The sequence below is a fragment of the Thalassospira sp. NFXS8 genome (assembly GCF_040148805.1).
Classification (GTDB): domain Bacteria; phylum Pseudomonadota; class Alphaproteobacteria; order Rhodospirillales; family Thalassospiraceae; genus Thalassospira.
Window position 1 is genome coordinate 470,495 of sequence record NZ_JAGEMF010000003.1, and the last position, 17,048, is coordinate 487,542.

Annotated in this window: 16 protein-coding genes; 10 read left to right on the forward strand and 6 right to left on the reverse strand. The window is 51.1% G+C overall.

From position 1 onward, the window contains the following. Positions 1 to 4: 4 nt before the first annotated feature. Genes J4E05_RS18475 through J4E05_RS18495 form a run of 5 tightly spaced genes read left to right on the forward strand, consistent with a single transcriptional unit; the run spans position 5 to position 5,204 of the window. Positions 5 to 1,279 (forward strand): ABC transporter substrate-binding protein, encoded by a 1,275-nt coding sequence (locus tag J4E05_RS18475; protein WP_349598645.1) that lies wholly within the window; start codon positions 5 to 7, stop codon positions 1,277 to 1,279. 23 nt (positions 1,280 to 1,302) lie between these two features. Then, a complete protein-coding gene (locus J4E05_RS18480) occupies positions 1,303 to 2,208 on the forward strand; it encodes a carbohydrate ABC transporter permease (protein ID WP_085590312.1) in 906 nt (301 codons plus the stop codon). Then, positions 2,208 to 3,086 (forward strand): carbohydrate ABC transporter permease, encoded by an 879-nt coding sequence (locus tag J4E05_RS18485; protein ID WP_085590310.1) that lies wholly within the window; start codon positions 2,208 to 2,210, stop codon positions 3,084 to 3,086. Before J4E05_RS18480 ends, J4E05_RS18485 begins: the two co-directional genes overlap by 1 nt. Before the next feature lie 32 nt (positions 3,087 to 3,118). Then, entirely contained in the window at positions 3,119 to 4,072 is a 954-nt protein-coding gene (locus J4E05_RS18490) for an SIS domain-containing protein (RefSeq protein ID WP_349598649.1), read from the forward strand. 55 nt (positions 4,073 to 4,127) lie between these two features. Then, positions 4,128 to 5,204 carry an ABC transporter ATP-binding protein gene (locus J4E05_RS18495; RefSeq protein ID WP_349598652.1) on the forward strand — a complete coding sequence of 359 codons (1,077 nt, stop codon included), beginning with the start codon at positions 4,128 to 4,130 and terminating at the stop codon, positions 5,202 to 5,204. Positions 5,205 to 5,248: 44 nt separating this feature from the next. Here the strand turns inward: J4E05_RS18495 and J4E05_RS18500 are convergent, their stop codons facing one another. The 3 genes from J4E05_RS18500 to J4E05_RS18510 form a co-directional block, all read right to left on the reverse strand. Further along, entirely contained in the window at positions 5,249 to 6,178 is a 930-nt protein-coding gene (locus tag J4E05_RS18500) for an AraC family transcriptional regulator (protein WP_349598655.1), read from the reverse strand. 25 nt (positions 6,179 to 6,203) lie between these two features. Beyond that, complete coding sequence (locus J4E05_RS18505; protein ID WP_085590305.1) at positions 6,204 to 6,587, reverse strand: hypothetical protein; 384 nt, start codon at positions 6,585 to 6,587, stop codon at positions 6,204 to 6,206. Positions 6,588 to 6,780: 193 nt separating this feature from the next. Next, entirely contained in the window at positions 6,781 to 7,680 is a 900-nt protein-coding gene (locus J4E05_RS18510; protein WP_349598659.1) for an AraC family transcriptional regulator, read from the reverse strand. Positions 7,681 to 8,135: 455 nt separating this feature from the next. On the opposite strand from J4E05_RS18510, the gene J4E05_RS18515 reads away from it, so the two are divergent. From J4E05_RS18515 to J4E05_RS18530, 4 genes are all read left to right on the forward strand, one after another. Beyond that, positions 8,136 to 8,597: a (2Fe-2S)-binding protein gene (locus J4E05_RS18515; RefSeq protein ID WP_349598662.1), complete on the forward strand. Its 462-nt coding sequence runs from the start codon at positions 8,136 to 8,138 to the stop codon at positions 8,595 to 8,597. Positions 8,598 to 8,600: 3 nt separating this feature from the next. Continuing rightward, positions 8,601 to 10,772 (forward strand): xanthine dehydrogenase family protein molybdopterin-binding subunit, encoded by a 2,172-nt coding sequence (locus tag J4E05_RS18520; RefSeq protein ID WP_349598665.1) that lies wholly within the window; start codon positions 8,601 to 8,603, stop codon positions 10,770 to 10,772. 73 nt (positions 10,773 to 10,845) lie between these two features. Beyond that, positions 10,846 to 11,847: an XdhC family protein gene (locus J4E05_RS18525; protein WP_349598668.1), complete on the forward strand. Its 1,002-nt coding sequence runs from the start codon at positions 10,846 to 10,848 to the stop codon at positions 11,845 to 11,847. After that, positions 11,847 to 12,434 carry a nucleotidyltransferase family protein gene (locus tag J4E05_RS18530; RefSeq protein WP_349598671.1) on the forward strand — a complete coding sequence of 196 codons (588 nt, stop codon included), beginning with the start codon at positions 11,847 to 11,849 and terminating at the stop codon, positions 12,432 to 12,434. Before J4E05_RS18525 ends, J4E05_RS18530 begins: the two co-directional genes overlap by 1 nt. Before the next feature lie 58 nt (positions 12,435 to 12,492). Here J4E05_RS18530 and J4E05_RS18535 read toward each other — a convergent pair whose 3' ends face one another. After that, on the reverse strand, positions 12,493 to 13,875 hold the full coding sequence (locus tag J4E05_RS18535; protein ID WP_349598674.1) for an aminotransferase-like domain-containing protein: 1,383 nt from the start codon (positions 13,873 to 13,875) through the stop codon (positions 12,493 to 12,495). Positions 13,876 to 14,235: 360 nt separating this feature from the next. Here J4E05_RS18535 and J4E05_RS18540 point away from each other — a divergent pair, with 360 nt between their 5' ends. Continuing rightward, on the forward strand, positions 14,236 to 14,550 hold the full coding sequence (locus J4E05_RS18540; protein WP_256376776.1) for a DUF983 domain-containing protein: 315 nt from the start codon (positions 14,236 to 14,238) through the stop codon (positions 14,548 to 14,550). A gap of 101 nt (positions 14,551 to 14,651) precedes the next feature. Here J4E05_RS18540 and J4E05_RS18545 read toward each other — a convergent pair whose 3' ends face one another. Both J4E05_RS18545 and J4E05_RS18550 read right to left on the reverse strand, forming a co-directional pair. Then, the gene (locus tag J4E05_RS18545) at positions 14,652 to 15,914 is read right to left on the reverse strand and encodes an ROK family transcriptional regulator (protein ID WP_349598677.1); all 1,263 of its coding nucleotides are present in this window, start codon (positions 15,912 to 15,914) and stop codon (positions 14,652 to 14,654) included. Positions 15,915 to 16,231: 317 nt separating this feature from the next. Beyond that, the gene (locus J4E05_RS18550) at positions 16,232 to 17,044 is read right to left on the reverse strand and encodes an ATP-binding cassette domain-containing protein (RefSeq protein ID WP_085590290.1); all 813 of its coding nucleotides are present in this window, start codon (positions 17,042 to 17,044) and stop codon (positions 16,232 to 16,234) included. Between the last annotated feature and the right edge of the window lie 4 nt (positions 17,045 to 17,048).

Below are 17,048 nucleotides of genomic sequence, written 5' to 3' on the forward strand. Positions count from 1 at the left end.
TATCATGAAAAGACGGACATTTATGGCAGCACTCGCGGCAACAGCCATGTTGCAGGTCGGGGTTTCGGGCGCTGCGCTGGCAGATGATGCCAAACCACTGGACGGACAGCACCTGTCGGTTCTGTTGCCGCCCTGGGGAACTTTTCCCAAGGAGATGACAGACCAGTTCACTGCTGAAACCGGTGTTGCACTTGAAAGCCAGACACTTGGCTGGGACGAAATTCATACCAAAATCGTCACCTCCATGATCGCCAATACCGCCCCCGCCAGTGCCACGGAAGTTGACTGGTCCTGGGTTGGGCAATTTGGTGCAGCAGGGTGGTACAGCCCCCTGAATGACGATTTTTCCGAAGACGTCGTTAAAGATGTGCCGACATCAAAAATTTTTAATTACAACGGCAAGCTGCTTGCCCTTCCTTACAACAACGATTTTCGCGTGCTGATTTACAACAAGGCACAGCTTGAAAAAGCCGGGGTAGCGCAGCCGCCAAAAACGCCCGACGAACTGCTTGAAGCTGCAAAAGCGATCAAGGCCGCCAAAATTGTGGATTATCCGATTGGCCTGCCGCTGTCGGCAACCGAGGGCACATCAACCACCTGGTACCTGCTGACCAAGGCATTTGGTGGCGACCTGTTTGACAAGGATTTCAATCCTTTGTTTCTCGACCCGAATTCGGGTGGGTACAAAGCCCTGAATTTTGAAGTTCAGGCGCTGAAAGACGGATTGATTGATCCTTCTGCGACCGGGCTTAAGGATGTTGATGTTCAGGAACTGTTTAAAAGCGGCAAGGTAACCTTTGATGTTGCCGGCTGGGCCGGGAACCTGTCGGTTTATGCCGATCCTTCAAAATCCCAGGTGGCTGATGATGTTTCGGCAGCATTAATGCCATCAACCACGGGAACAACCCGGACCATCGGCCTTCCTGAAGCCATTGGTATTCCGGTTTCGGCGGAAAATGCAGACGCGGCCAAAGCCTTTATCAAATGGATGCTGAAGCCCGAGACCCAGATTAACAGCTACAACTCGCTTGGTAATCTGCCGCCGCGCCTGAGTGTCCTCAAGCAGCTTGAAGAAGAAGGCAAACTGACAAACGGCAAGGTTTTGCTGGAACAGGCAGCCAGTGTTGAACCGCTGTTTGCCGATGGCACCCCGGGTTGGTATCCCGAATTTTCGTCGGCTGTTTCTGCTGCCATTAATCAGGCTGCCAAAGGGCAAGTGAGCGTCGAGGATGCCCTTCAGCAGATTGCGGATGCCGCCCAATCAGCGTCCCAGCAATAACGGAACGCAGAGGATCACCAGGAATGGCTTCCGCACTAACACGTGAAAAAACTCGCCGCTTTGGCGGCGAGGCCTCGCTGGGCATTGCCTTTGTCATCCCCATGGTAGTGATCATGGGGGGGCTGGTGTTGCTGCCATTGCTGTCGACAATGATTGACAGCGTTTACAATGTCAGCCCCATGCGGGCAGGGACACCTTTTGTCGGTTTCAAAAACTATATCGATCTGTTTAGCAATACGACGGTCAACCAGTCCTGGCGCAATACATTTTATTATGTAGTGCTGGCTGTGGTGCTGGAAACGGCCGGAGGCCTGGCAACGGCCCTGTTGCTTAACAAGGTGAAAATCGGTCGTCGCTGGTTGCTTGCTGCCGTGGTGTTACCATGGTGCCTGCCGCCGGTTGTGAATGCCGTAGTATGGATGTGGATTTATAATCCGAGCTATGGCCTGTTGACGGGGGTTTTGCATTCGACCGGTTTGATGACGGGACCGTCCCTGTTTTTCAATGACCGATACGTGATGCTGTTCCTGGTAACCCTGGTCCATGTTTGGCGGATGATGCCGCTAACCGCGATTATCCTTCTGGCTGCGTTACAAAGTATTCCCAAAGACCTGTATCAGGCCGCCAGGCTTGACGGGGCCAGTTCGTTCAAATGTTTTCGCCTGATTACTTTACCGCTGATTTCGGGCGGATTGGCGATTGCGCTCAGCCAGTCAACCGTTTTTGCTTTTAATCTGTTTGACGAAGCCTGGATCCTTAATCGCGCCAGTCTCGATACCCGAACGGTCATTATCCAGGTCTATCTGGATGCATTCCAGAACCTCAAATTTTCGCTCGGCATGGCACTGTCGCTTTTGGCGATGCTTGCATCGTTACTGGTGTCGCTGTTTTACGTTCTAAAAGTTTACCGTGAAACGAGATTTGATTGATGACACACCGTAATTTTGCACTCGCTGGCGGTAAAATCGGAACAATCATCGCGGTTCTGGTGCTGCTTGTCTGGTCTGTTGGCCCGATTTACTGGTCACTGGCAACAAGTTTCACATCACCGACCGATCTGATTTCGGCCGAGCCGCATTTCTGGCCTGCAGACATGACGCTGGAACATTATGCCAAACTGTTTGGCAGCACCAGCATGTCGCAAGGCAACAAGGTTGCATCCGTCTGGCCGCAGTTTTCCCGCGCCATTATAAACAGCGTTATCACATCGGTCGCAGCCACCTTTATCACTGTGGCAATTGCTGCCTTTGCCGCCTATGCCTTTGCCCGAATGAAATTTCCGGGCCGCAATGTGTTGTTTTTTGTTGTTGTCGGTACCCTTGCCATCCCGGCCTATACCGTGATGATCCCGCTTTATCGCCTTATGATCGCATTGCATCTGGTTGATACCTATGTGGGCGTAACACTGATTTATGTGTCGGCATTTTTGCCGCTGGCCTTGTGGCTGATGCGCAGTGTTTACCAGTCCATGCCGTTATCGCTTGAAGAAGCGGCGTGGATGGACGGGGCAGGGCGTGTTTATACGCTGGTACGGATCATTATGCCGCTGGCGGCCCCCGGCCTGATTGCGGCGGCGATTATCACCTTTCTCAATGCGTGGGGGCAATTTTTAGTGCCGCTGGTGTTTTCGCCGACCTTAACAACCAAGCCACTAACCGTTTTAATCCCGGAATTTGTCAGTCGCAATTATGTCGATTACGGCCTGATTAATGCCGCCGGGATCATCGCAATCATACCGCCTGTTCTGGTGGTGCTTTTCCTCAATCGCTTTCTGGTCAGCGGCCTGATGGCCGGCGCAACCAAGTAGCGACCCTTAGCCTGTACAAAAAGGATGTTAAAATGAATGTGACCGAGCGTGTCATTGTAGAACAGTTCGCCTATTGGGAGGGCGCAACAACAGCAGGTTTGCCGACAATTAACGAAGCTATTACCGTCGTTGTTGGTTGTGGAACGTCCTATTATCTTGCACAGGCGATTGCATCGGCCTTTAATTTGTGTGGGCGAAATGCACTGGCAGTGCCGGGCGGCGAATGGGCGCGTCGGGCGGGTGCCTATCTGGCAAAGCGGGATGATATTTGCGTTGTCGCGTTGTCGCGCAGTGGCGAATCAACCGAAACAGTGCAGGCGGTTGATTATAGCAAAAAACATGGTATTCGCACCATTGCGCTGACCTGCGAAAAGGACAGTTCGATTGTTGCGGCCGCTAACGAAACGGTTTACCTGCCGACACATGGCGATGAAGGTGTTGTCATGACATCGTCAGCATCCCTGATGCTGATTGCCGGTTTACGACTGGCGGGTACTGAAATTTCGCCGTCCATCGCTGAAAAAGCACAAAAACCGCTAGCACAGCTAAGCGCAATTGACACAGGCTTTATCACCGGACGCGAACATTTCGTTTATCTGGGTGCAGGCCCGCTTTACGGCATTGCATCCGAAGGCGCGTTAAAACTTCAGGAAATGAGCCTGAGCTATGCGCAAACCTTTCATCCGATGGAATATCGTCACGGCCCGATCAGCCTGATCGACGAAAAATCGTTGGTGGTTTTATTATACAGCGACGATACCGCAAGCGAAGAGGCCATGCTGGCGCAGGAAATTCAGGATAAGGGCGGCAAGGTTATCGGGCTTGGCGGGCCAGGGGATATTTCCATTCCATTGGATGAAACCGGGTTGGCCCGGGTTGTCGAGGTACTGCCCGCGTTGCAGATATTTGGCGAACGAATTGCCGAATTCAAAAAACTCGATACGACCGCTCCGCGTCACCTGTCCAAGGTGGTTGTTCTTTCCTAAGCCTTTCTGGTTCGGGAACCTGCATTGAGCAGGTTCCCCTGTTCGGAGTTCTTCAATGGCCAATCTGACCATTTCACAATTGAAAAAAAACTATGGCAATGTGGAGGTTCTCCACGGGCTGGATTTAACCGTTAATGACGGCGAGTTTGTCTCGCTGATTGGTGAGTCCGGATGTGGAAAATCCACCTTGTTGCGCATGATTGCCGGCCTTGAGGAAATTACCGACGGTACCATTGCCGTGGATGGCCGCGTCATTAATGACGTGGCCCCCAAGGATCGTGATATGGCCATGGTATTTCAAAACTATGCCCTTTATCCGCATTTGACCGTGGCCGAAAATATGGGTTTCAGCCTTCGGTTACGAAATGTCCCCAAAGCCGAAATTCGCCCTGCTGTCGAGGATGTAGCCGAACTTCTTAATTTGAGCCCTTATCTGGATCGATTGCCAAAAGCCCTTTCGGGCGGACAGCGCCAACGTGTCGCGATGGGGCGGGCGATTGTGCGTCGGCCACAGGTGTTTTTGTTTGACGAACCCCTGTCAAACCTTGACGCCAAATTGCGGGTTCAAATGCGGGTGGAAATCAAGGCTTTGCAACGCCGTCTTGGCACGACATCCATCTATGTGACGCACGACCAGATGGAAGCCATGACGATGTCAGACCGCATTGTCATTATGAACCACGGAAAGATCGAACAGATTGGTGCCCCGCTGGAGGTTTATGACCGGCCAGCCAATGTCTTTGTGGCAACCTTCATCGGCTCGCCTTCCATGAATTTACTTGATGGTGTTCTTGAGCGAAATGCCGACGGCATTTTTATCAGGACAGAAACCGCTGTTATACGTGTTGCCGGAGAAATATCGGGTCAGTCGGGAAGCGACGTGATTGTTGGCGTACGGCCAGAACATTTAAAAATTGTAGCGGATGCAACAGAAGGTTCCATTCCGTTTGATCTGGACCTGATTGAACCAACCGGCGCTGAAACTCATCTTTATGGTCAAACGGGTAAGGTTTTAATGACTGTAGCCCTGAATGATCGTTTTAACGCTCCGCTTGGTTCAAGCTTATATCTTGGTATTCAGGAAAAACATGTTCATGTGTTTGACAAGGAAAACGGCCAGCGATTGAATTAATGGTGTTCTTTCAATTGTCAGAAAGCGTCCCGTGTGCGCGATGATTAGGATATTCGTTTTTCCTTGAGAGATATGACAGTTGACTTTGCTGCGTCCTGTGTTGAAGGCGCAATATGGCGATTTTCCAAATCAGAACTTCCTGTGTCATCGGCAATTGACGCAGTATCAAAATAACGTGCCGGGGTGGTGCCAAGCAAACGACGAAACATAGCAATGAACGCGCTGGTACTTTCATAGCCAAGATCCCCCGCAATGGTCGTGACCGAGGCACCTGTCGCGAGGCGCTGCAGGGCAAGACCAATATGAAGTTGCTGGCGCCAGCGCATGAAAGACAAGCCTGTTTCACGTTTAAAAAGACGGCTAAGAGTGCGCGAGCTGGCACCAACCCGGACGCCCCATTCATTAACGGTAAAGCGTAACTGCGGAGAGTTGATCATTGCTTCTGTCAAGCGCCGCAAACGCCGATCTGTTGGCATTGGCAGATGGATAGGTTCGAGCGGCGCAGCTGCAAGTTCATCAAGTAATACCGAGAGCAACCGTGCTTCGCGGGCTTTATCCTGCATTTGAAAGACAGACGAACGATCAAAGCGCAAAAGAAGCTCGCGTAGCAGAGGAGCCACAAAAATGATCCCGCAATTCTTTGGCAGTTGGGTTGTTAATGTCGGGTCAATATACAAATTGCCAATATTGATATGCCCTGAAATACGACCGGCATGCAAAACCCCACCTGGTATCCATAATCCACATTGAGGTGGAATAGTCCAAATGCCCCCAACGGCCTCGACGGTCAGAACACCGCTAATCACGTATAGGAATTGTGCCTTGTTATGGGCATGAGGTTCAATTTCGCCGATAAAAGTGGTTTCGGTAAACAGTGAAAAAACCGGGCGCGCAATATTGTCGATCTGGTCGCTACCCGAAATTGATGAAAACACCATTGTAACGGCTTCCCGTAAAATTTCAAACTGGCTCATAACCGGCGTTTGTCGGAATACTCCTTTACATTACAGTCCCCGCAATCATCTTCTGCGCTAGAAAAATTGCATCCTGTTCTGAGTGAGCAAAAGCAATTTTAAAACCAAAGGCTTTACTTGCGGTATTTGCTGTTAAGCGGATTGCTGCGGGTATCGGCTTGTCCCCTTCAACCATAATCATGGCGATACATAACGCCCGCATCTGGTCCCTGGTGCTTTTCATAAACAATGTACGCTGCTTGCGTTCTTCGGGGGTTTCAGTGTCATGATCATTGACTGCGTGGTCCGAAATTAGAACAAACTTTTCCCCACGATCAAGGACCTGCTGAAATTGCGTTTCAAAAGTTTCGGTTGAAAATTGTTTGGTACGGGCAAAGACGAGGGGCATTTGGGACATATCAATGCGCATCACGGCCTCCATGCTGGTGTTTTCACAAAACTACCAACCTTGTTTGAACATATGATTGGATGGCATGTGATATATCACCGGAAAGAAAGGCCGGCTCGTGCGTGAAGGTCAAAAAATATAAAGATACGGCCAAATTTGACAAACCGGATACGACAGCCCTGGAACGAGTACCGTAAAAATCGGAATATCGAGATTAGGCGTAATCGCGCAAACGTTTGACATCTTTTTGCGGCGGTAAACCAAACAGGCGGCTATATTCGCGACTGAACTGAGACGCACTTTCATACCCGACCTGAAGGGCAGCACTTCCGGCGTCCAGGCCACCAGTGATCATTAAGTGCCGGGCTTCCTGAAGGCGAAGCTGTTTTAGGTACTGAAGCGGGCTCATTCCGGAGACAGCGCGAAAGTGCTGACGAAAGGTTGACGGGCTCATATGGGCCATTGCGGCCAAATCTTCCATGCTGTGGCGTTCGCAAAAGTTCTGTTTAAGGGCAGCCATCACCCGTAAAATCTGCCGACTGGGGCTTCCAACCGATACAAGATGACGCAGCATGGGCCCATGGTTGCCACTAAACAGGCGGATGACGATTTCCTGTGTGACCAGCGGAGCGAGCCGCGTAACGAGTTCCGGTTCTTCTTTCAGGTCCATTAACCGCTGCATCGAACGCAACAGGCCGCTTTCCAGAGGAACAACATGCATTGCCCGGCGGCAGGATTCAGCAGGTTCATCGGAAAAATCAAGGTTGGTGGCAATTTCGGTCAGCATCCGCGCGTCAAGCTGAAGATATAACGCCATAAAAGGCGCATCGGTACTGGCGCAGGTAATATGGGTAACAACAGGCAGATCAACTGCCGTTACCAGTGACTGACCAGGGCCGTATTCAAATATTTCGTCGCCAAGGGCGACACGCTTGCTGCCCTGGACAGCGATGGCAAGGCCAAGGCCATACATGCAGGGTTGTGGTGCAGTTTGCCGATCACAACGAAAAATGCGCAAGCCCGGCACGGATATATCAAAGCTGCCGTTGGTTTGGGCAATGCGAGATACCAGATCTTTCAGGTCATTGTGATGTTGAAATAACGGCTCGGACATGGAGGTTTCTTCGTTTCCGGGAGTTGCACCTGTCTACGCCATACGGCGATGTCGTATGTTTTACAAATGTTTCGACGTGGTTTTCCGATAGTTCGTTGGATTAGGCAAGATCTAGCTTGAATCTGGCAATCTCAACTTTGAAATCTTTGTTAGAATTTGTGTAATCCCAGCATGGCATGCCCGAATGCGTTGCCGGTTTTCATCGAGGGACAGAATGAAAGACATCGCAGCATTGTTTGGGCGGCACGACCTGGCAACATGTTTTTTGGCAAATAGCCGCCCGTTGCCGGGTTTGGCAGGTTTACAAACCACAATTTACCAGACAGGTGCCCCGCAAGCACGCGCAAGAACAAAAAAACGCAACGATAATTAAGAACACCCCACCGGATTTCCGGGTTGGGATTTGGTTTTCCGGCAACGGAACCCTGCATATTTCGGCATTGATGGAGAGAGCAGTGCAGTATCAGCTTAAAATAAACGGAGAAACCCGGACCGTTGACGCGGAACCCGGTACCCCCCTGTTATGGGTTTTGCGTGACGGCCTTGAAATGACCGGCACCAAGTTTGGTTGTGGTGTTGCCTATTGCGGTGCCTGCACCGTTCATGTCGATGGCACGCCGACCCGGTCCTGCCAGACATTTATCGAAGATTTGGCCGACAGCGAAATTACCACCATCGAAGGGGCGCAGGACAAGGTGGCACAGGCCGTGCAGGCCGCATGGCGCGAAAAGGATGTGGTACAATGTGGCTGGTGCCAGTCCGGCCAAATTATGTCGGCCATTGGGTTGTTGAGCGAAAACCCTAAGCCGAGTGATGACGAAATAAAGGATTACATGCAAGGCAATGCCTGCCGCTGCGTCACTTATGTTCGTATCAACGAAGCCGTTAAACTTGCATCGCAAAAGCTGGAGGCCTAAGCCATGAACATTAATGTTTCACGTCGCGGGTTTTTGGCCGGGTCGGCAGCAACGGCTGGTGCCTTGCTGGTCGGTCTGAATGCAACGGGTGTTTTGGCCGCAACAGCGCAGGCATCGCAAGTCACCGATTTCAACCCGTTCGTTAAAATTGATGCCGATGGCACGTTAACTGTCGTTATCAAGCATTTTGAAATGGGGCAGGGCACAACCACCGGCCTGACCACCCTGGTCGCCGAAGAACTTGATGCCGATTGGAACCGGGTTACCACCGAATTTGCCCCCGCCAATAACAGCAAGTATGCCAACCTGTTTTTCAGCATGCAGGGAACGGGCGGGTCAACATCCATTGCCAATTCCTATATGCAGTATCGCGAAGCTGGTGCTGCGGCACGTGATCTTCTGATCAGGGCTGCCGCCCGGAGCTGGGGCGTTGACCCGGCCAGTATTCGTGTTGAAAAAAGTGTTCTGACATCGGGCGACAAATCGGGCCATTTTGGTGAATTTGTTGCGATTGCCAGCACCCTGACACCGGTTGAAAAGCCCACCGTAAAAACCCCTGACCAGTTTCGTCTGATTGGCGATGCCACCTTGCACCGCAAGGATAACACCAGCAAGACCAACGGCACGGCACAATTTGCCATGGATGTGAATTTACCTGGTATGGTTTACGCTGCCATCCAGCGAAGCCCGAAATTTGGCGGAACGGTTACCAGTTTTGACGATAGTGCGGCAAAGAACGTGGCCGGTTTTGTTGCAGCACAGGTTTTACCCAACAAGGCAGGTGTGGTTGCCTATGCCAAAAATACCTGGGCTGCTTTTCAGGCGCGTGATGCCCTGAACGTAGAGTGGGATTTTTCCAAGGCGGAAACCCGCAATACCGATACATTGATCGAAGATCACAAAGCGTTGCTCGACAAGCCGCAATTTAACGCCAACCCCGAAATCACCCTGGAAGAGGTTGCGCCGGTTTTGGCCGGAGCCGCCAAAACAATTGATGCAGAATTTACGTTTCCGTTTTTGGCACATGCACCGTTGGAAGCCTTAAATTGCACGATTGAGCCAATTGAAAATGGCGTGCGTGTACATGATGGTTGCCAAATGCCGGCCCTGACCCGGCCTACCGTTGCCAAAATTCTGGGTTTGGAACCTGAACAGGTTGAAATTAAAACCCTGTATGCTGGTGGATCGTTTGGCCGCCGCGCCAACCCCGATGCCGATTATAATGCCGAGGCCGCACTGGCATTTGCCGTGTCGGGCCGTAAGGTGCCGGTTAAGCTGGTCTGGAGCCGTGAAGATGACATGCGCGGCGGTTATTATCGGCCCATGGCGGCACACCGGGCCAAAATTGGCCTTGATGCGGATGGCAAGGTGATCGGCTGGGACCATCGTGTGGCGGTTAAATCGATCATGAAGGGCAGCCTTTTTCAGGGCATGATCAAAAATGATATCGATCCGACATCGGTGGAGGGGGTTACCGAAAGTCTTTATTCGGTGCCGAATTTTGGCATTGGGTTAAGCGATTTTCAAACCCCGGTGCCGATTTTATGGTGGCGGTCGGTGGGCAACACCCACACAGCCTTTGCCATGGAAACACTGATGGACATGCTGGCCAATGAAACCGGGCAGGATCCGATTGAGATGCGCCTGGCGATGCTTGACCCGAACGGCCCCAATCAAGCCCGCATGATCAATGCCATTAAACTGGTGCGCGACATGTCGGGCTGGAAAAAAGGCGACAAGCGCGGTTTTGCCTGCCATTTTTCGTTTAATACCTGCGTCGCCGTTGTTGCCGATATCACGGTAACGGATGACACCAGCGTGCATGTGAACAAACTGTTTATGGCAGTTGAGTGTGGCGTGGCGATTAACCCTGACGTGATCAAGGCACAAATGGAAGGGGGCGCCGGTTTTGCCTTAACCGCCATTATGCGTAACGAAATTACGCTGGCTGACGGGGAAGTCGAACAGCAGAATTTCCCGGATTATGAGTTATTGCGTAACGGGGAAATGCCCGCTGTTGAAGTGGCAATTGTCAAATCGAACAATGCCCCGACTGGCGTCGGTGAACCGGGTGTTCCGCCAACCGGCCCGGCACTGGCGAATGCCATTTTTGCCCAAACCGGAAAACGTATTTTTGACCTGCCAATGACCAAAGCAGGTTTCGAATTCGTATAACGAACGATCTGCCCGAAGGAAAAACCATAATAAATGGCCCCTTCGGGCGGTTCCCCCTTTGCGGGAGCATTTGATGAGCAACCAGTTATCGGCCATGCTCAAAGCATGGCATAAAGACCGCGCCAGCACGGAATGGGTTTTAGGCACGGTTTATAAAACCGAAGGATCTGCCTATCGCAAGGCCGGGGCGATGATGATGATCAATGGCCTTGGACAACAATTCGGGTTGTTAAGTGGCGGTTGCCTGGAAGCAGATATTATCCGCAATGCGCGGCGCGCGATGGTAACCGAAAAGACCGTTAAGCTGGTTTACGACGGCAATGACGAAGATGATTTGTCTTTTCGACTAGGTGTTGGTTGCGGCGGCACGGTTTATATTATGCTGCAACCGGTAACCGCGCAAAATGACCTTGGCCTGGCAGACCTTTATGAGGCCTTGCAACAGCGCCAAAGCGGCTTTTATATCCAGAATATCAACCGGCCAGACGGCCATTTTAGTGAAAATCGAAACGTTATTGGCCATCGCGCCCACATTAACCCTGTTGGCAATGATGACTGGTTGATAACCCCGATCCGACCTGAACCGCATATTTTGCTGGTTGGTGGCGGGCTTGATGCACGGCCCGTTATGCGGATTGCCCGGGAAATGGGATGGCAGGTTAGCCTGGCGGACCCGCGACCAGCCAATGCGCGGACCGAACATTTTTCAGGTGCCCGGGCGATTTTTCGTAATCTTGATCATGACCTTGCCGATCATGTTAATCGCACCCGGGTTGATGCTGCAATTTTGATGTCGCACAGCATTTCGATTGATGGCACGGCACTGGCCGTATTGGCACATAGCACCGTTCGTCATGTATCGGCCCTGGGCCCGGCCCACCGGTTTGATCAGGTTCTAAGCGAAGCGGGCCTTTGTCGACAGGATTTGCCATTTATGGTGCAAAGCCCGGCCGGTTTGCCTTTAGGGGGTGAATTGCCCGAAAGTATTGCACTATCAATGCTGGCCGGTATTCATCAGTCCCTTCATGCTTTGGCGCAGGCCCCGGCCGCCGCAATGGTACAGGCCGCCGAATAATGAAACTGGCAGGACTGATCCTTGCAGCAGGCGAGAGCAAACGGTTTGGCGGGCGCAAACAACTGGCAAAACTGAACGGCAAGCCAATGTTGCAACATACAGTTGACCATTTGGAACCCCTATTTGGCAAAGACCTGTTTGTGGTTTTAGGTGCCTTTCATGATGAAATACGCCCCCACATTAAACATCCCGTCAACATTGTGATTAATCCGGACTGGCCAGCAGGTATGGGAACATCTATTGCTGCGGGGATTGGCGAAATTTGCCGTTACGGGGCCTATGACGGCATTCTTATTGCGTTGGCCGATCAAATGAAAATTGGCACCGCACAATACCTTTCGCTGATTAATCAGTTTGAAAAGAACCGGATCGTTGCAAGCCGTTATGGCAACAAAAATGCTGTACCTGCCATTTTTCCTGCGTCCCTGTTCACGCAATTAGCCAGCTTGAATACCCAAACAGGCGCGCGCGAATTGCTCGTACAACAGCAGCAAAATACAATTTCTGTTCCAATCGACGATGCAAGTTTCGATGTTGATTTTAAATCTGATCTTGCAGCATTGCAAAATGATAAGATATTAAATTGATATAAATTATATACTTACAGAACCATTGAAATGCATCACCTCAATAAAGATTAGTTCCCTATACAACTGTGCGAGGGGAATGGCGTGACGCCGAAGGCGTTAGCAGGCGTGCCAAAAGCCCCAACCCATTTTCCAGAATTTCGCGATCCGGCGTTACACCAAGCGAAATTCTAACCGCATTAACGGTGCAAGGCCCAACCGCAAAAGACGATGCCGGAACAACAGCCACCCCCGCCCACTCAGCTTGCTGGGCAAAGCTATCGGCTTGCCAATGGGTTGGTAATTGCAACCAGACATGATGCCCGCTTGCGACGGCAGTTATTTGTGGCCCTAACCTGGATGCCGCAAGTGATTGACGCAGGCGATTTTCTGCGACAATTTTTAAGGTAAATTCAGCAAGCTGGCCTTCCGCGATCCATCGGCTGGCAAGTGCCGCCATCAAAGGGGGAGGCATCAAAATGGTGGTGCGTAATATTGCGGCCAATTGTTGCGCCTGTGTTGTATCCGGGGCAACCACATAAGCTACCCGTAATGCGGGTGTCGCACATTTCGACAGGGTGGCTATATGCCACGTGATGTCGCTGGCAAGAGCGGCAAGAGCCGTTGTTTTGGTTTCCAGTAACGACCAATAAGGATCATCTTCGATAATCAGGACGTTGTATTTACGTGCGATCTGCACAATTTTTTGACGACGATCATGCGGCAAGGTTGCCGTTGTCGGGTTATCAATATTGGGGATCAGATAAACTGCCTTTGGAGCTTGTTCAACACAGGCTTTTTCAAAGGCATCAGGAATAATGCTGTTACGATCCATTTTTATCCCCGCAAGAACCAGGCCTTGCCGGGCCGCCACCGCCTTTAACCCCGGATAGGTCATTTCCCCGGCGACCAGAACATCCCCGCGTTTTAGCAACAAATCACATATGGCATAAAGCGCACTTTGCGCACCGGCCGTTAACAAAACCCTGTCTGAATCAATTTGCTCTATGCGGGGTTTTAGCCAGTCTACTGCAACGTCACGGTCAAAATCGGTGCCGTGGCTATCCTGATACTGAAGGTTCAACATGCCGCCAGCATTAGACAGAACGTCGGACACACCCTGGGCAAAATGTTTGCGAAAATTCATGCTTTCAAGTTGGGGTGGGGTGTTCATGCTCAGATCGACAAATGGCTGGCGCTGACTTACCACACCGCCCACCTCGAACCCTTTGCGAATGAATGTTCCACGCCCCGGGCTGGCATCCACCAGGTTACGCTTGCGGGCCTCGTTAAAGGCGCGGGTTACTGTGGTAAGATCAACGCCCACGGCATCGGCGATAATGCGCTGCGAGGGCAGGCGCTCCCCAAGCGTGACAAGGCCGTTTTTAATGTCGTCCTCAAGAGCATCGACAATGCCGATATATTTAAGACGGGCATTTTCCTTGATCCAGGGCTTCCACATACACATCCCCATTGTATGGCTTTAATATATACATCACTTGTGTTATTGATGCATACAATTAGCAGATTAAGTGTTGGATGGCGTGCATTTTTTATTGTTAACACAGCAAAAATGACGTGAGAAATTATACATAACCAGCTGTTATTAATAATAAAAGATGTTTTCTTGTGTTGATGTTTCAATCCATTTTCGCCGTCAACCATCAAGGCTGTTTTTCTTAATGATGAAAACCATACATTATCCATACAATGATGGCAATATCCTGGAGAACCCGACATGTTAAATGATGATGAATGGCCCGCTATACCGCCGACGCGGGTAGGTATTTTAGGCAAGTGTCCACGTTGCGGACAGGGACATATGTTTGACGGTTTCCTGAAAATCGCCAAGGAATGCGACCATTGCGGACTGGATTTTTCCTTTGCGGACCCGGCGGATGGTCCGGCGTTTTTCGTGATATGCTTTGCCTGTATTCCATCGCTGGTGATGGGGCTTTGGATAGAGCTTGCCTATCAGGCACCTTACTGGGTGCATCTGGTAACAACATTACCGTTCTTGCTGCTTACCTGCATTCCGCCGCTGCGCCCTATGAAGGGGTGGCTTATTGCCAGCCAATATTACTATAAGGCAACCGAAGGCAAACGCGTGACAGAGGAAACCGGGTCGCAGCCATAACATATCGAAACGGCGGCATTGGGCCGGGCAGGCGGGAAAAATGAGGGCATTGGCATTAATGCGGTTTCTGTGCGCCGGGTGCCATATGTTACAGCGGCATTTTATCCGTTTGTGCGAGGGGAAAACATGCTTTCATCGTGTCGCAGCAGGCTTTGGCCAATGGCCCCCTGCATAGCGATGTCCTTGTCCCACGGAAGATGAATGATTTTTGGGCCTCTGCGTAATTCTGGCACTTGTGCATTTTGCAGGCTGCGGTGAATTTCCGGCTCCATCAGGTCGTATGCCCTGGCACCAGAACCTGTAATGAAAATGCGCTCCGGCCCTAAAAGCGCTATCAGGTTTGCAATGCCATAACCTAACACTGTGCCAGCATGACGAAACAGATCAGCAAAGTCTTCCTGCCCGGTGCGCGCCTTGCTTACCAGATCCATCATCTGGTCTTCACTGGGATGTAACCTGTTGACGGTCTGGTTATCGCTGTCTGCCGGAAGATCAATCAGGGTGCTGGCATCGCGAAGAATGGCGTAGTCGCCAATATAGGCCTCGAGACACCCCCGTTTGCCGCAATTGCACAGCGGGCCATCGGGTTGATATTTCATATGACCGAATTCAGCGGCAGCCCCAAAATGGCCGTTATAGACAGCCCCATTTAAAACCAGCCCCATGCCAATGCCATATCCCAGCATAATAACGGCAAAATCACCATTGCCGCGAATGTTTGTATTTTGGGTGATGGCCGTGGCAATGCAGTTAGCATCGTTTGACATGAGAACATTATCGCCATAACGACGGCGCAGGGGTTCGCTAACAGCCATTTGGCGATGGCGCAATGCCGGTGACCACATGATTTCACCGCTGTTACTATCAGCAACACCCTGAACGGCAATGCCAATGCCCACCGGGCTTTGCCCGGTTACATCCCGATGTTTTTCGATAAAGGCATCAATCAGCGTACACAAGGTTGTAATCAGCGACGTTTCGTCCAGATCGCGGGTATTAATACGATGCTGACTGCTGTGTTCGATGTCGCCCTTGAAATTGCCCAGCGCAAGTTCGATCAGGTTAATAGTGATTTTAACACCGATCACGCACGCGGCCGACGGCACCAGATCAAGCAACACCTTTGGCCGCCCCCGGGTGGAGCCATGCCCATTTGCAGCCGCACTCGATCCGTTTGAAACCCCTTGAATTTCCTTCACCAAGCCCTGCGTCATCAATTCTGCAGTCAGCGACGTGACGGTAGCAGGGCTCAGACCGGTAGCTGTGCCAATATCAATACGGGCAGCAGGGCCATGAATACGCAAATATCGCAAGATGGCAATTTGGGAGGGCTGGCGTGGAATGTCGGCGGTACGACGGCTCATGCAGGGGCCTGTTGTGATGTAAAATGATATTAAAGGGCATAAATGCGCAGTGGTGTCTTTTTTGATATGGGCATTTTTCGGACTGCCTTGGCAAGGGGGATCGAGCAAAGATGTTGGTTAATGCGCTGCATTAGTATTGAGGGAGCATGTGCCTGTTGCAACAGAAACAAATCTATCCTGACACATTAACTATAAACAGTAATATCCTGTTATATAAAATTTTACCTTAAATTTTCATCCAAGAAAAACACAACCTGACCAGTTGCTGACACCAGGTATCAGGCAATTAATTCAGTTGGTAAATTATTGTCTGTCAATCACGATACATGCGTGGAAAGGTTGGTTGCACCGGGGCCTGCCAAATGCAAAAGGTGTTCGGGCATTTTGCCCAGAATGATCATTCCCAGAACATCATCATGGGTTACATCTTCTGTGCGCACGGTCCCTACCAGCTTTCCATTTTTCATCACATGCAAGCGATCAGACAGATCAAACACATCGTGCAAATCGTGGCTGATCAGCAAAATACCCAATCCATCCTTTTTTAGCTGGTCAATCAGTTCGCCCACCATCCGGGTTTCCTGAACACCAAGTGCGGCACAGGGTTCGTCCATGATCAGGATGCGGGCTTCGAACAACAAGGCGCGCGCAATGGCAACTGCCTGGCGTTGCCCGCCCGACAATGCCGAAACCGGTGAATTGAATTTTTTGAAATTCGGGTTCAACCGATGCAGCACTTCGCGCGCTTTATGCTCCATTGCGCCATCATCTAAAAATCCGGCTTTGGTAACAATTTCGCGGCCTAAAAACAGGTTCTGTGCAGCATCAAGGTTATCGGCAAGGGCAAGGTTCTGATAGATGGTTTCGATCTTGTTATCCCGGGCGGCGCGGGCATTTTCAATTTTGGCTTCACGCCCATCAACAATGATCTGCCCGCTTTCGGGGGTATAGGCCCCCGACAAAACCTTGATCAGGGTAGATTTCCCGGCCCCGTTATGACCAAGTACGCCAACAACTTCGCCGGGGTAAAGATCAATTGAAACACCGTCGACGGCCTTGACCCCACCAAAGCTGATATGAATATCGCGCATTTCGACCAGCGGCTGCGTGCCTGCATTACGATCTGACATGTTT